The sequence below is a fragment of the Massilia sp. NP310 genome, assembly GCF_019443485.1.
Taxonomy (GTDB): Bacteria; Pseudomonadota; Gammaproteobacteria; order Burkholderiales; family Burkholderiaceae_D; genus Telluria; species Telluria timonae.
The window spans coordinates 3191788-3206013 of sequence record NZ_CP080379.1 but is presented as its reverse complement, the minus strand read 5'-3'; the positions used below and the strand labels follow the sequence as shown (position 1 = coordinate 3206013).

General features: G+C 66.9%; 12 protein-coding genes. 11 read left to right on the top strand and 1 reads right to left on the bottom strand.

Annotation, left to right across the window (positions count from 1 at the left end; translation table 11 throughout):
• Nucleotides 1-7: 7 nt before the first annotated feature.
• From KY496_RS14080 to KY496_RS14055, 6 genes are all read left to right on the top strand, one after another.
• Nucleotides 8-958 carry a siderophore ABC transporter substrate-binding protein gene (locus KY496_RS14080; protein ID WP_005665560.1) on the top strand — a complete coding sequence of 317 codons (951 nt, stop codon included), beginning with the start codon at nt 8-10 and terminating at the stop codon, nt 956-958.
• A 46-nt stretch (nt 959-1004) separates the two neighbouring features.
• The gene (locus tag KY496_RS14075; protein ID WP_370660092.1) at nt 1005-2015 is read left to right on the top strand and encodes an ABC transporter permease; all 1011 of its coding nucleotides are present in this window, start codon (nt 1005-1007) and stop codon (nt 2013-2015) included.
• A complete protein-coding gene (locus tag KY496_RS14070; RefSeq protein WP_219861148.1) occupies nt 2005-2964 on the top strand; it encodes an iron chelate uptake ABC transporter family permease subunit in 960 nt (319 codons plus the stop codon). The genes KY496_RS14075 and KY496_RS14070 overlap by 11 nt, the downstream gene beginning before the upstream one ends.
• Nucleotides 2965-3720, top strand: a complete 756-nt coding sequence (locus KY496_RS14065; protein ID WP_005665566.1) for an ABC transporter ATP-binding protein — start codon at nt 2965-2967, stop codon at nt 3718-3720.
• A 22-nt stretch (nt 3721-3742) separates the two neighbouring features.
• Complete coding sequence (locus KY496_RS14060) at nt 3743-4165, top strand: EamA family transporter (RefSeq protein WP_005665567.1); 423 nt, start codon at nt 3743-3745, stop codon at nt 4163-4165.
• Nucleotides 4166-4255: 90 nt separating this feature from the next.
• Entirely contained in the window at nt 4256-6187 is a 1932-nt protein-coding gene (locus KY496_RS14055; protein ID WP_219865111.1) for an alkaline phosphatase family protein, read from the top strand.
• Nucleotides 6188-6197: 10 nt separating this feature from the next.
• On the opposite strand, the gene KY496_RS14050 is transcribed toward KY496_RS14055, so the two are convergent.
• Nucleotides 6198-7082, bottom strand: coding sequence for a cupin-like domain-containing protein (locus KY496_RS14050; protein ID WP_005665569.1), 885 nt, complete (start codon nt 7080-7082; stop codon nt 6198-6200).
• A 444-nt stretch (nt 7083-7526) separates the two neighbouring features.
• On the opposite strand from KY496_RS14050, the gene KY496_RS14045 reads away from it, so the two are divergent.
• The 5 genes from KY496_RS14045 to KY496_RS14025 all read left to right on the top strand — a co-directional run bounded on the left by KY496_RS14045 (nt 7527) and on the right by KY496_RS14025 (nt 14225).
• Nucleotides 7527-8330, top strand: coding sequence for a YqjD family protein (locus KY496_RS14045; protein ID WP_005665570.1), 804 nt, complete (start codon nt 7527-7529; stop codon nt 8328-8330).
• Nucleotides 8331-8484: 154 nt separating this feature from the next.
• Nucleotides 8485-10509: an LTA synthase family protein gene (locus KY496_RS14040; RefSeq protein WP_229520275.1), complete on the top strand. Its 2025-nt coding sequence runs from the start codon at nt 8485-8487 to the stop codon at nt 10507-10509.
• 72 nt (nt 10510-10581) lie between these two features.
• Nucleotides 10582-11271: a response regulator transcription factor gene (locus tag KY496_RS14035; RefSeq protein WP_005665572.1), complete on the top strand. Its 690-nt coding sequence runs from the start codon at nt 10582-10584 to the stop codon at nt 11269-11271.
• Entirely contained in the window at nt 11258-12499 is a 1242-nt protein-coding gene (locus tag KY496_RS14030) for a HAMP domain-containing sensor histidine kinase (protein ID WP_071361511.1), read from the top strand. The genes KY496_RS14035 and KY496_RS14030 overlap by 14 nt, the downstream gene beginning before the upstream one ends.
• A gap of 88 nt (nt 12500-12587) precedes the next feature.
• Nucleotides 12588-14225, top strand: coding sequence for a phosphoethanolamine transferase (locus KY496_RS14025; protein ID WP_219861146.1), 1638 nt, complete (start codon nt 12588-12590; stop codon nt 14223-14225).
• The last annotated feature ends 1 nt before the right edge of the window (nt 14226 follow it).

The window sequence follows — 14226 nt, the reverse complement described above, 5'->3', positions numbered from 1 at the left end:
TACCGACATGACCATCAAGAACATCTTCCAAGGCCGCCGCGCAGTGCTGGCGGTCGGCGCCGCCCTGGCCTTCGGCGCGCTGCCTGCGCAAGCCCAGAACACCGTGCAAATCAAGCATGCCAGCGGCACCACCGCGGTCCCGGCCAATCCGAAGAAGGTCATCGTGCTCGACGCCACCACGCTGGACAACCTGTCGGCGCTGGACGTGAACGTGGCCGGCGTGCCGACCATGAGCACCACCGCGCGTCCGCTGCCGCGCCACCTGGCGCGCTACAACAGCGCCCCCAAGATGGGCACCCTGTTCGAGCCGGACTATGAAAAAATCCACGGCGCCAAGCCCGACCTGATCATCGTCGGCGGCCGTTCGCAGGCCAAGTACGCGCAGCTGGCCAAGATCGCCCCGACCATCGACCTGACCCCGGACCGCACCAACCTGGTGGCCAGCGCCAAGAACAACGTGAATACCCTGGCCGGCCTGTTCGGCAAGCAGGCGCGCGCCAAGGAACTCACCACCAAGCTGGACAGCTCGATCGCCGCCCTGAAGAAGCAGGCCGAAACGGCCGGCGCCGGCCTGATCGTCCTGACCACCGGCGGCAAGATGAGCGCCTACGGTCCGGGCTCGCGCTTCGGCGTCCTGCACGATACCTTCGGCATCAAGCCGGCGGTGGCCAAGCTCGACACCTCGAACCACGGCCAGGCGATCTCCTTCGAATTCATCCAGAAGACCAATCCCGACTGGCTGTTCGTGATCGACCGCGACGCCGCCATCGGCCGCGAAGGCACCGCTGCCGCGAAATTCCTGGACAATGAACTGGTGCGCCAGTCGAACGCCTGGAAGAACAAGCGCGTGGTCTACCTCGATGGCCTGAACTGGTACACCCTGGGCGGCGCCGGCATCACCGCGCTGCAGGAAAACGTCGACCAGCTGTCGCGCGCACTGAACACCGCGGGACGCTGATTGCAATGGTTGTAAACAAGCCGCCGCTCTGCGGCGGGGCGCCATGATGCGCCAAGCCGGGGGCCACACCAGCGCGCGTGCCCCTCGTCACATCTCGCACGCCTGGCTGGCGCTGCCGTTATTGCTGACGGCGGCGCTTGTTGCGTTGAGCGTGGCTATCGGCGCGGGCGACTTCAGCTTCGCCGGCCTGCTCGCGGGCACGCAGTCGACCGACTGGCAGTTGCTGGTCGTCAGCCGCCTGCCGCGTACCCTGGCCCTGCTGCTGGCCGGGATGTCCCTCGCCGTGGCGGGCCTCATCATGCAGATGCTGGTCCGTAACCGCTTCGTCGAACCGTCCACCGCCGGCACCATCGAGGCCGCCACGCTCGGCGTCCTGGTGCTGGCGCTGCTGGCGCCCGATACCCCGGTGTTCGGCAAGATGCTGGTGGCGGCCGCGTTCGCGATGGCCGGCACCTTCCTGTTCCTCGGCCTGCTGCGCCGCATCCCGCTGCGCTCTCCCTACCTGGTGCCGCTGGTGGGCCTGATCCTGGGCGGCGTGATCCAGGCGGTGACGACCTTCTTCGCCTTCCGCTACGACATGCTGCAGACCCTGCATGCCTGGACCGTGGGCGACTTTTCCGGCGTGCTGCGCGGCCGCTACGAGCTGCTGTGGCTCGGCGCGGTGCTGGCGTTCGCCGCCTGGGTCGCGGCCGACCGCTTCACCGTGGCCGGCATGGGCCAGCAGTTCACCACCAACCTGGGGCTGAACTACAAGCGCCTGACCTTCTATGGCCTGCTCATCGTGTCGGCGATTTCGGCGGTGGTGGTGGTCACGGCCGGCAGCATTCCCTTCCTGGGCCTGATCGTGCCGAACGTGGTCAGCATCCTGTTCGGCGACAATATGCGTCGCTCGGTGCCCTGGGTCGCGCTGCTCGGCGGCCTGTTCGTGCTGGCCTGCGACATCGTCGGCCGTCTGGTCGTGTATCCGTACGAGATCCCGATCGGCACCGTGGTCGGCATCATCGGCGGCGCGCTGTTCCTGTTCCTGTTGTTGCGAGGTCGTTCACGTGAGGCTTGATTTCACTCCTAAAATCAGGCTCGCCTTGCTGGCCACGCTGGCGACGTCGGTCGTCGCGGCCTTCATGCTGATCGGCGCCGGCGGCAACTGGGACTTCGTGCTGCCGTTCCGCGGCGCCAAACTGGCCGCCATGCTGCTGGTGGCGTATGCGATCGCGGTCTCGTCCGTGCTGTTCCAGACGATCACCCACAACCGCATCCTGACGCCGTCGATCATGGGTTTCGACGCCCTGTACCTGTTGATCCAGGCCACGATCATCTTCAGCCTCGGCATCGATCCGTTGACGGAGACGGGCAACCCGAACCTGCGCTTCGCGATCGAGGTGGTGCTCATGACGGGCTTCGCCTGCCTGCTGTTCCGGGCGCTGTTCAACGGCGCCGCGCACAGCCTGCACCTGATGCTGCTGGCCGGCATCGTGTTCGGGCTCCTGTTCCGCAGCCTGTCGAGCTTCGTGATGCGCCTGATCGATCCCAACGAGTTCATGGTGCTGCAAGACCGCATGTTCGCGTCCTTCAATGCGATCCAGACCGGCCTCTTGTGGGTCGCGGCGATCGCCATCGGCCTGGCCTCGCTGCTGGCCTGGCGCCTGCGCCACCAGTACGACGTGTTGACGCTGGGACGCGAGATCGCGGTCAACCTCGGCGTCGACTACCGGCGCACGGTGATGCTGACGCTGGCCCTGATCGCGGTGATGGTGTCGGTGTCGACCGCGCTGGTCGGACCGGTCACCTTCTTCGGCCTGTTGGTGAGCAACCTGGCCTATGTGACGGCCGGCTCCGGCAAGCACCGCTACCTGCTGCCGATGGCGGTGCTGTGGGGCGTGGTGTTCCTGGTCGGCGGCCAGGTGCTGCTCGAGCGCGTGCTCGAACTGAATGCCACCGTCAGCGTCGTCATCGAGTTCGTGGGCGGCCTGCTGTTCCTGTTCCTGATCACCCGTAGAAAGTCCTAGATGATCGAGATTTCCCATATCAGCAAACGTTATGCCGACACCGTGGTCGTCGACGACGTGACGCTCACCCTGCCGGCCGGCGGCGTCACCGCCATCATCGGCCCCAACGGCGCCGGCAAGTCGACCGTGCTGTCGATGATCAGCCGCCTGCTGCCGATGAGCGCGGGCCGGGTGCTGGTCGACGGCATCGACGTGGTCAAGGGCGATAGCAAGGAACTGGCGAAACGCCTGGCCATCCTGCGCCAGGACAACCACCTGCCGATGCGCCTGACGGTGCGCGACCTGGTCGCCTTCGGCCGTTATCCGCACACGCAGGGCCGGCCGACGGTCGAGGATGCGGCCCACGTCGAGCGCGCGCTCGGCTATCTTGGCCTGGAAGCGCTGGCCGACCGCTATCTCGACCAGCTCTCGGGCGGCCAGCGCCAGCGCGCCTTCGTGGCCATGGTGCTGTGCCAGGACACCGACTACGTGCTGCTCGACGAGCCGCTCAACAACCTCGACATGCGCCACGCGGTCGACATGATGGGGCTGCTGCGCCGCACCTCGCGCGAACTGGGCAAGACCGTGATCCTGGTCCTGCACGACATCAACTTCGCGTCCTGCTACGCCGACCGCATCGTCGCCATGCGCGGCGGGAAGGTGGCCTACCACGGCACGCCGCAAGAGCTGATCCGGCCCGAGGTGCTGCGCGACCTGTACCAGCTCGACATCCGGGTGCACGAGGTCGACGGCCAGCGCATCTGCGTTTATTACTAATGAGTTACTGACGAGGACGGCTATGGAACGCTGGGTGGTGTACGCCTTCCTGTCGATGCTGTTCGCCGGCGTGACGGCCGTCATCGCCAAGCCTGGCCTCACCGGCATCTCGGGCGACCTTGGCATGGCGGTGCGCACCTGCTTCGTGTTCGTGTTCGTGCTGCTGTTCGCGGCCGCCGTGGTGCCGGCGCGCGAGCTGCAGGCGCTCACCCCGGCCAATATCGCCTGGCTGGCAGGTTCGGCGGTGGCCACCGCGCTGTCGTGGATTTTCTACTATAAGGCGATCAAGGAAGGGCAGGTGTCCACCGTCGCCCTGATCGACAAGGGCAGCGTCGTGATCGCGATGGTGCTGGGCTGGCTGTTCCTGCAAGAGGCGCTCACCCCGGCCAAGCTGGCCGGCTGCGGGCTGATCGTCGCCGGCCTGCTCGTGATCGCGCGCGGATGAGCGAACGCCATCTGCTACACTCGGCCGATCGTATCCCTTGATGACCGTGCCGCGTTGATCCAGACTGTTCCTTCCACCGTCCTCCCGCCCGTGCTGGCCGGCCCCATCCTGCGCCGCCTCGAGCCGGGCCGCCTGGTGCTGTGGCTCGTCGGCAGCGACGCGCTCGACCTGACCCTGGCGCTGGCGCCGCAGGGCGGCCCGGCGCGCCGCCTGCGGCTCGACGGCGCGGCGTGCCGCGTCGTCCGCGTCGGCCGCCATGCATACGTGCACCTGATCGACGTCGCGCTGGACGAGCCGCTGTCCCAGGACGTGCTGGTCGAGTACGACCTGGTCCTGGACGGCGGCGCCGGCATCGCGCACTGGGCGCCGCACCTGCTGCACGCGGGGGCGGACCGGCCCAGCTTCGTGCTGCGCAGCCGCATGGACGACATCCTCTACGGTTCCTGCCGCAAGCCGCACCACCGCTCGCGCGACGGCCTGGCCTGCGCCGACGCGCTGCTGGCCGGCCAGGCCAGGGATGCCGACGCGCGGCCCGCCATGCTCATGCTGTGCGGCGACCAGGTGTATGCCGACGACGTGGCCGGCCCGATGCTGGCGGCCATCCATGCGCTCATCGAACGCCTGGGCCTGTACGGCGAATGCCTGGAAGGCGCCGTGGTGGAAGACAGCGAGGCGCTGTATGCCCACCCGGCCGGCTATTACCGGCGCGAAGACCTGCTGCCCGCGTTCAAGTCGAACGACGACTTGCGCGACCGCTTCTTCGGCGGCTCGGAAAAGCCGATCTTCACCACCGCCAACGCCCACAACCACCTGGTGACGCTGGCCGAGGTGATGGCGATGTATTTATTGGTGTGGTCGCCGGCGCCGTGGCAAATCGTGGGCGAACCGCCGATGCCGCCCTTGACGCCGAAGCACGTCGAACGCTGGCGGCGCGAAGGCGCGGCGCTGCAGGGTTTCTGCGCCGACCTGCCGGCCGCCGCGCGCCTGCTGGCGCACGTGCAGACCCTGATGATCTTCGACGACCACGACATCACCGACGACTGGAACCTGTCGGCGAAGTGGGAGACCACCGCCTACGGGCACCCGTTCTCGCGCCGCATCATCGGCAATGCGCTGGCGGCCTATATGCTGTGCCAGGGCTGGGGCAACCGGCCCGACGTGTTCGGCGAGGCGCTCGACGCCATGGCGGCGTTGACCGCCGCGCCCGATGCGCGCGGCCGGCTCGACCCGGGCGCGCAGGACGCACTGATCCAGCACCTGCTCGCGTTTCGCCAGTGGGACTACATGCTGCGCACCCAGCCCGCCATCATCGTGCTCGACACGCGCACGCGGCGCTGGCGCAACCGGCGCACGCCCGGCCATCCCTCGGGCCTGATGGACTGGGAATCGCTGACCGAGCTGCAGCACGAACTGCTCGACGAGACCGCGGCCGTGATCGTCTCGGCGGCGCCGATGTTCGGCGTCAAGCTGATCGAGGTGGTGCAGCGCATCGCCACCTTCGCCGGGCTGGCCCTCACGGTCGACGCCGAAAACTGGATGGCGCACCGCGGCGCGGCCAGCAGCATGCTCAATATCTTCCGCCACTCGCGCACTCCGGGCAACTACGTGATCCTGTCGGGCGACGTGCACTATTCCTTCGTGTACGACGTCGAGGTGCGCGAATCGGACGGCCCGCAGCACGTGTGGCAGATCACCAGCAGCGGCATCAAGAACGAATTCCCGCGCCGCCTGCTCGACTGGCTCGACCGCCTGAACCGCTGGCTGTATTCGCCGCGCTCTCCGCTCAACTGGTTCACCAAGCGGCGCGACCTGGCCCTCAGCCCGCGTCTGCCCGACCAGCGCACGCGCGGCGAGCGCCTGTGGAACGGCGCCGGCATCGGCCAGGTATGGCTCGACGCCCATGGCCGCCCGCGCCGCATCGTGCAGCACAATGCCGACGGCCGGCCGTCGACCGAGTTCCTGGTGCCGGACGACGCCGACGCCGCCACGCCGGCGGCCGAGGAATCGCAGCGGGCCGCGTAGGCCGCGTGGCCTAGCCCAGCGCGAGCGGCTGCCCGCGCGCCCAGCGGTTCGACGACAGCGAAAAGCTCAGCGCCCGCACCTGGTGGTACCAGCCGGCCGGCACGTACAGCATGTCGCCGGGCTCCACGATGATCTCGACCAGCGCCGCCTGGCGCGCCAGCGGGAAGGCGTCGAAGTCGGGCGCTTCCGGGTCGAACGGAGAGCCGAACAGCAGCGGATTGGCCTCGCGCGTATACAGAAAGGCGTCATGGTGCGGCGGCGCCAGGAAGATCCGTTTGGTCCCCCACAGCTGGGCGAAGATATTGTCGTCGTAGTCGCAGTGCAGCGGGGTCACCGTGCGCGCCGGGCCGATCCAGAAGCGGGGAGGGCCCATCTTGTCGAACCAGGTCGGCCAGTGGCACAGCCGGTTCAGCTCGCGCAGCGACAGGTTGCCCACATAGGGCGGCAGGTCCGATGTGGCGTCGGGCGGCGTCAGGTCGAGGTAGTCGCGCAGCAACATGTCCCGCATCGCGCGATCCGGCGCGAAGGCCGTATTGACGTAGTCGCCGACGCGCGCACGCACCGGCAGATGGCCGAACTGCGCGCGCAAGTCCTGCGGTGTCAGGCTGGCCAGCGGCCAGCGCTTGACGATGCCGGTGACCAGGAAGGGCATGCCGGCCGCCGCCCGCGCACGAAAGCCGGCCGCATCCAGCCGGGCCAGGCGCGGCACGGCGGTGAACGGGGGAAGCTGGCGCGCGGCCTGGCGGATGGCGTCGCGCATCGAAGCGATCGAGGCTACGCCGCGCACCTGCGCCGCTTTCTCGGCCTCGGCCTGCTTTTTCGCCGCCGCATCGGCCGCCGCCGGCAGGGCCTGGCGCGGCGGCAGGCGGCTGCCTGTAACTTTTTCTACTGCCATGTCATGTCGTACTGGACGCCCGGATAAGACGAAACCCCGTATGGTACTGCCAACACGCGTTTCATCCCGCTGCTCATTGATAAAAAGCAGCTTTTGAGGCGGATGGAACGGCTCTGTTAGTCAGCGCACGGTCTCTTAGTACTGGTCCATTGTATTTTTTGTATCGCGACGCAGTTGGTTCGATACTGCGCTCGTGACGAAGCCCTGGAAGGGCGCTCGCCCCGAGATAGGGACGATGAGCCTGGGACATTGATGGAACCTTTGCGGTGGTTTGAGGTCAGTGAATCAATAAACTGATCTTAGGCATGAAGCCGCGCAGCCATTGATGTACCGCAGGCAGCTTTCGTTCCCGCGTCATGTATCGGACTGAATCAAGGAAGAATGTGGTGATAGTCGAATATCGGTCTACTCCGCGTTGGTCACACATTTTATGAGGGATACATCATGGATAATCAAAAGTCTACCGAGGGTAAAGGCATTGACGCCAACAAGGCCGGTTCGAGCATTGGCAAAAGCCAGGATTCCAGCCTGAACAAGGGCACCACCGCCTCGTCGGGCAGCCAGCAGAGCGCGTCGTCGAACCTGAGCAGCACGGGTTCGTCGCCATCGTCGTCGAGCCAGCAAAGCGCTTCGTCGAGCGGCAATATGGGCAGCAGCGTGGGCAGCACCGGCTCGTCGACCTCGGGCTCGGCGCCGGGTTCGCCGTCGTCGCAGTCGTCCTCGTCGATCGGCTCGCAGTCGTCGTCGTCGAACATGAGCTCGGCGGCAGGCAGCACCGGTTCGCTGGGCAACAGCGGCCTGGGCGCATCGTCGTCGAGCCAATCGTCGACCCCATCGTCGGACTCGTCGTCCTCGTCGTCGGCTTCGTCGTCGGATGCGAACGGCGATAAATCGTCGGGCGGCATCAAGGCAGCGATCTCGTCGATCTCGCCAGACAAGGTGCACGCAGGCATCGACAAGGCAGCGCAAGCCGCCCAGCCTGTCGTCGACAACCTGGCTTCGCGCGCCCACGCCGGCGTCGACAAGGTCACCGGTCTGCTGAGCTCGGCTCAAGAGAAATTCGGTGGCGGCTCGGCCCAGCTGAGCGAGAAGTGCTCGGACCTGTCGGCCCAGGGCAAGGAATACGTCAAGAACAACCCGGGCAGCGCGCTGCTGGCCGCGGTCGGCGTGGGCTTCATCCTGGCCAAGCTGCTGGGTGGCTCGAGCGACCGTCACGAATATCGCAACTACCGCGATTACCGCGACTGATCGTGATGACAAGAAGCGGGCCGTCGGCGCGCTTCTCGCATGACCCGGCCGGCTTTTGCCGGCCGGGCTTTTTTCATTCTCGCTTTTCCTCGTCGCATTATTTAACGCTTCCTTAACGCCTCACTAACATCTCGATGACAGCATGCAACCTAGCATGCCTATCATGAACATCGAGAAACTTCATCTGCCCAAGGGCATCAATGGCGCTCCGGCAACTACGCGCCAGCGCGCCGCCGGACTGGCGCGCCTCACCGAATGGGCCGGTCCATTCGCGCCATTGGTCCAGTTGTTGTGCATCGGGCTGCTCGTCCTGTCGGCTTTTCGGATCGCATTACTCGCATGGCAATGGCCGCGTGTGGCCGCGACCGGCATCGTGCCCGAGATCCTGCTGCAGGGCGTGCGCGCCGACTTGATCCTGCTTGGCTATTTCCTCGCCGTCCCCTTGCTGCTGGCGCCCTTGCTGGCGCACGCCCGCAGCGCCCGCCTGTGGCGCCGCGCCAGCGTGGCCTGGACCGGCTTCGCGCTGATCTTCATCGTGTTCATGGAAGTGGCCACGCCCCAATTCATCATGCAATACGATGCGCGGCCGAACCGCCTGTTCATCGAATACCTGGGTTATCCGCAAGAAGTGTTCTCGACCTTGTGGCATGGCTTTCGCACCGCGCTGCTGCTGGGTTGCGCGCTGACCGTCGTGCTCGGCATTGCCCTGGTGCGCCTGCTCAAGCGGACTGCGGCCGGCATGACGCTGTGGCCGAGCCGCAAGCTGCTGCTGGTCTGGCCCATCCTGTGCCTGCTGGTCTTCATGCAGATCCGCTCCACCACCGGCCATCGTCCGGCCAATCCGGCCATGTTCGCGCTGACCGGCGATGCGATGGTCAATTCGCTCGTCATCAATTCGGCCTGGTCGGTGCTCGATGCGGTCCGCTCGATGGGCAACGAGGCCAAGTCGTCCGAGATCTATGGCGACTTCCCGCGCGAACAGGTGTTTGCCGAGGTCAAGGCGGCGCCCTGGCTGCGCGACTATCGTTTCCCGAATCCGGAACTGCCGACCCTGCATTACCAGCAGGCCGCGGTCCAGCGCGCCAAACCGCTCAACCTGGTCATCGTGTTGCAGGAAAGCCTGGGCGCCACCTTCGTGCAATCGCTGGGCGGCCTGCCGGTGACGCCGGAGCTGGAAAAGCTCAAGGACGAGGGCTGGTGGTTCGAGCACCTGTACGCCACCGGCACCCGCTCGGTGCGCGGCATCGAGGCGGTGGTGGCCGGCTATGCGCCGACGCCGGCGCGCAGCACGGTGAAACTGTCTCTGTCGCAGAACAATTTTTATACGCTGGCCGACGGGCTGGGCCGCCAGGGCTATCACACCGAGTTCGTGTATGGCGGCGAAGCCCATTTCGACAATATGCGCAGCTTCTTTACCGGCAATGGCTTCCAGAACATCGTCGATATCGGCGACATGCAGCCGCGATTCGTCGCCAGCTGGGGCGCTTCGGACGAAGACCTGTTCGACAAGTCGCTCGAGCGCTTGAAGAAACTGCATGCGCAGGATAAACCGTTCTTCAGCCTGATCTTCACGTCCTCGAACCACGAGCCGTTCGAATTCCCGGATGGGAAGATCGACTTGCACGACCCGGACAAGCAGACCGTGAACAACGCGGTCAAGTATGCCGATTACGCGCTGGGCAAGTTCATCCGCGAAGCGAAGCAGCAGGCCTACTGGAAGGACACCGTGTTCCTGATCGTGGCCGACCACGACAACCGCGTCTATGGCGATAGTCTGGTGCCGATCAAGAAATTCCACATCCCGGGCCTGATCCTGGGCGCCGACGTCGAACCGAAGCGCATCGCCCCCATCGCGAGCCAGGTCGACCTTGCTCCCACCTTGCTGTCCTTGCTGGGCGTATCGAGCACGCACCCGATGATCGGGCGCGATTTCGCGAAGGACGCGACGACGCCGGGCCGCGCGCTGATCCAGTTCAACGACTATTTCGCTTACCTGGAAGGATCGCACGCGACCGTGCTGCGGCCCGGCCAGGCGCCGCTGGCCGCGCGCTACGACGCGGCCAGCGGCGGCTTCGATCCCGGCAGCGGCACGCCCTCCACGGGGGAGCTCGACCGCGCGATGGCGCACGTGATGCTGCCGTCGCTGCTGTACCGCGAGCAGCGCTACCGGACGCGCTAGCAATTCCTGCCCCGCGCAAGGCGGGTGGCCGGCAGCGCCGGCGCATCCGCCATTTCCACTTACAATATCCGCATGCGCATCCTCATCGTCGAAGACAATCCCGACATCCTGGCCAACCTGTACGGCTTCCTCGAGCCGAAGGGCTACACGGTCGATTCCGCCCGCAACGGCTATGGCGGGCTCGCGCTGGCATCCGAAAACAGCTATGACGTCATCGTCCTCGACGTCATGCTGCCTGGCCTGAACGGTCTCGAACTGTGCCAGAAACTGCGCACCGAGTTGCGCACGCAGACGCCGGTCCTGATGCTGACCGCGCGCGACAGCCTGCCCGACAAGGTGGCCGGTTTCGACAGCGGCGCCGACGATTACCTGGTCAAGCCGTTCTCGCTGGTCGAACTCGACGTTCGCCTGAAGGCGCTGACCCGGCGCGCGGGCGGGCAGCATGCGTTCAGTCCCGCCTTGCGCTTCGGCGGCCTGGTGTTCGATCCCGACCAGCAGGATGCCTCGCGCAATGGCACCAGGGTGGTGCTCACCAAGACCGGCTACATCCTGCTGCGCTGCCTGATGGCGGCGGCGCCGCGCATCGTGCCGCGCGAAGCGCTCGAGCAGGCCGTGTGGGGGGACGACCGCCCCGAGAGCGACGCCTTGCGCACCCATATCCACGCCTTGCGCCAGGCCATCGACAAGCCGTTCGACGTCTCCCTGATCCATACCGTGCCGGGTGTGGGCTACCGGCTCGCCTTGCCCGATGCGCAAGGTTGATTCGCTGAGCCGACCCATCGTCGGCGCCTTCATCCTGTTCGGCGTCGTGCTGTCGGTATTCTTTGCCGTGCTGGCGGCGCTGGTGGTCGAGGGCATCGAGGTGCACCTGGTCGACGAGCGCCTGGCCGAGGTCGAGAAATGGGCCCGTCCGCGCGCCGCGGCGGGACTGCCGGCCGATCTTCCCGCCGGCCTGCGCTTTCATCGCGGCGAGGACATACCGGGCTCGCTGCGCGGCTTGCCGGCCGGCGTGTCCGAGGCCGAGATCGACGGCATCGGCCTGCACGTGCTGTCCGGCGCGGACGAGCTCGGTCCCTACGTCGTGGTCGACCACGAAAGCGACTACGAGCAGATCGAGCTGCTCGTGTATTCGATGTTCGCCACCTTCTTCGCCGGCTTCGTCATCCTTGCGCTGTTCCTGGGCCGCTTCGTCGGCAGGCGCATCGTCACGCCCATCCGCGAACTCGCGGACGCCGTCGGGCATGGCGACTTCTCGTCGCCGCATACCGAGCGTGTCGACGAGCTGGGCGTGCTGGCGCGGGCGCTGGATGCGCACACCACCGAGCTGCGCGAATTCCTCGACCGCGAACGCTTCTTCACGGGCGACGTGAGCCACGAACTGCGCACGCCGCTCACGGTCATCATGGGCGCGGCGGAGATCCTGATCGAAGGCGCGCAAGGCCCGGCGGTGCGCGCGCCCGCCCAACGCATCTACCGCGCCGCCCAGGAAGCGACCGAGTGCGTGACGGTCCTGCTGCTGCTGGCGCGTGCGCCCGAGCTGGGCGCGTTCGCGCCGGTGTCGGTGAGCGAGATCGCGCGCCGCGAGACCGAGCGCTACCAGTCCATGGTGGCCGACAAGCCGGTGACCTTGCGCTGTGTCGGCAGCGCCGACGTGAGCGTGCGCGCGCCGGCCGAACTGTGCGCGTCGGCGATCGCCAACCTGGTGCGCAATGCCTGCCAGTACACCGAACAGGGCGAGGTGACGGTCGTGATCGAGCCCGGACGCGTCACGGTGGAAGATACCGGACGCGGCCTGCCGGATGCGGTGCGGCTGACGCTGGGCGAAGGCGCGATGGCGATCCCCTCCAGCGGTTCGGCCGGGACCGGACTCGGCCTGTCGCTGGTCCGGCGCATCTGCGAATACCTGGGCGCCTCGCTCGTCTACGCGAATCGCCAGGGTGGCGGCAGCCGCTTCAGCATCGTCTTTGCGGCCGAGTTCACGCAATCCTGACGTCGGCTTGACGGCCGCCTGACCCCGGCTTTTCTATCCTTCAGGCAATGCAGCCCGTGCGCTGCCTTGCCCCCGAAGGATGGAGAGGATGGAAAAGCTGTTCGCAAGAAGAATCGATGCGCCGGTGCTCGTGCTGGCCGTGGCGCTGTTGCTGGCCAGCGTCGGCAATATCAAGTTCTGGGCGGTCCTGAGCAGCGCCGCGGGCGGCTTCTCGCTGGACAGCCTGCCGCTGCTGGCCGGCTCGTTCCTGATCGTGGTGCTGTTCTTCAACGCCTGCCTGACGCTGGCCAGCTTCCGCCCCGTCGCCAAGCCCTTGCTGATCGCGCTGGTGCTGGCCGCATCGGCCGCCAGCTATTTCATCGCGACTTACGGCATCGTCATCGACAAGGCCATGATCCAGAACGTGTTCGAGACCGACACGCGCGAGGCCACGGAGCTGGTCAGCTGGCAGATGGCGGCCAGGATCGGCCTCCTGGGCGGGCTGCCCGCGTGGGCGATCTGGCGCGCCAGGATCGCGTTCCCGCGCGGCGCGCGCGGGTTGCTCGAACGCGCCGGCATCGCCGGCGGCTCGCTGATGCTGGCGCTGGTGCTGCTGGCGCTGCTGTACAAGAGCCTGGCGCCGGCGCTGCATGAACATCGCGAACTGCGCTTCCTGCTCACGCCGACCAACTTCATCCAGGCGACGCACGGCTACCTGCGCGCGCGCTGGGCGGCCCCCATCGTGGTCGCGCCGCTCGGACGCGACGCCGTCAAGGGCGCCGCGTGGAAAGGCGCGCAGCGCCGCACGCTGACCGTGATCGTGGTCGGCGAAACGGCGCGCGCGGCGAATTTCTCGCTCAACGGCTATGCGCGCGACACCAATCCGCTGCTGGCGCGCCAGGGCGGCCTGCTCAACTTCTCGCGCGTGCGTTCCTGCGGCACCGCCACCGCCGTCTCGGTGCCCTGCGTGTTCTCGGCCTTCGGCCGCGAGGACTACAGCCAGTCGAAGGCCGAGCGCCAGGAAGGCTTGCTCGACGTGCTCGCGCATGCCGGCTTCGACGTCGTCTGGCGCGACAATAACTCCGGCTGCAAGGGCGTGTGCGACCGCGTGCGCTACGAGGACCTGTCGCGGCCGAAGCCGGGCAGCCCTTGCGCGGACGGCGAATGCCACGATGAAGTCCTGCTCGACGGCTGGCCCGAACTGCTGCGCCGCGGCGGCAGGGACATGGTGGTGGTGCTGCACCAAAAGGGCAGTCATGGTCCGGCCTATGCCAGCCGCTATCCGCGCGCCTTCGGCCGCTTCGGTCCGGTATGCACCAGCAACCAGTTCGAGACCTGTTCGCGCGAATCGATCCGCGCCGCCTACGACAACACCATCCTGTACACCGACTACTTCCTGAGCACGACCATCGACCGCCTGCGCGCGCTGGCCCAGGACGAGGACGTCGACACCGCGATGCTGTACTTCTCGGACCATGGCGAATCGCTGGGCGAGAACAACGTCTACCTGCACGGCACGCCCTATCTGTTCGCGCCGCGCGAGCAGACCGAGGTGCCGATGATGCTGTGGATGTCGGACGGCTTCAGCGAGCGCTTCCGCATCGACCGGCGCTGCCTGGGCCAGCGCCGCGACCAGCGGCTGTCGCACGACAACGTGTTCCACTCGGTGCTGGGCATGCTCGACGTGAACACGGCGGTGCTCAATCCGCGGCTCGACATCTTCCATGCCTGCGTGCGGGGCGCGTGAG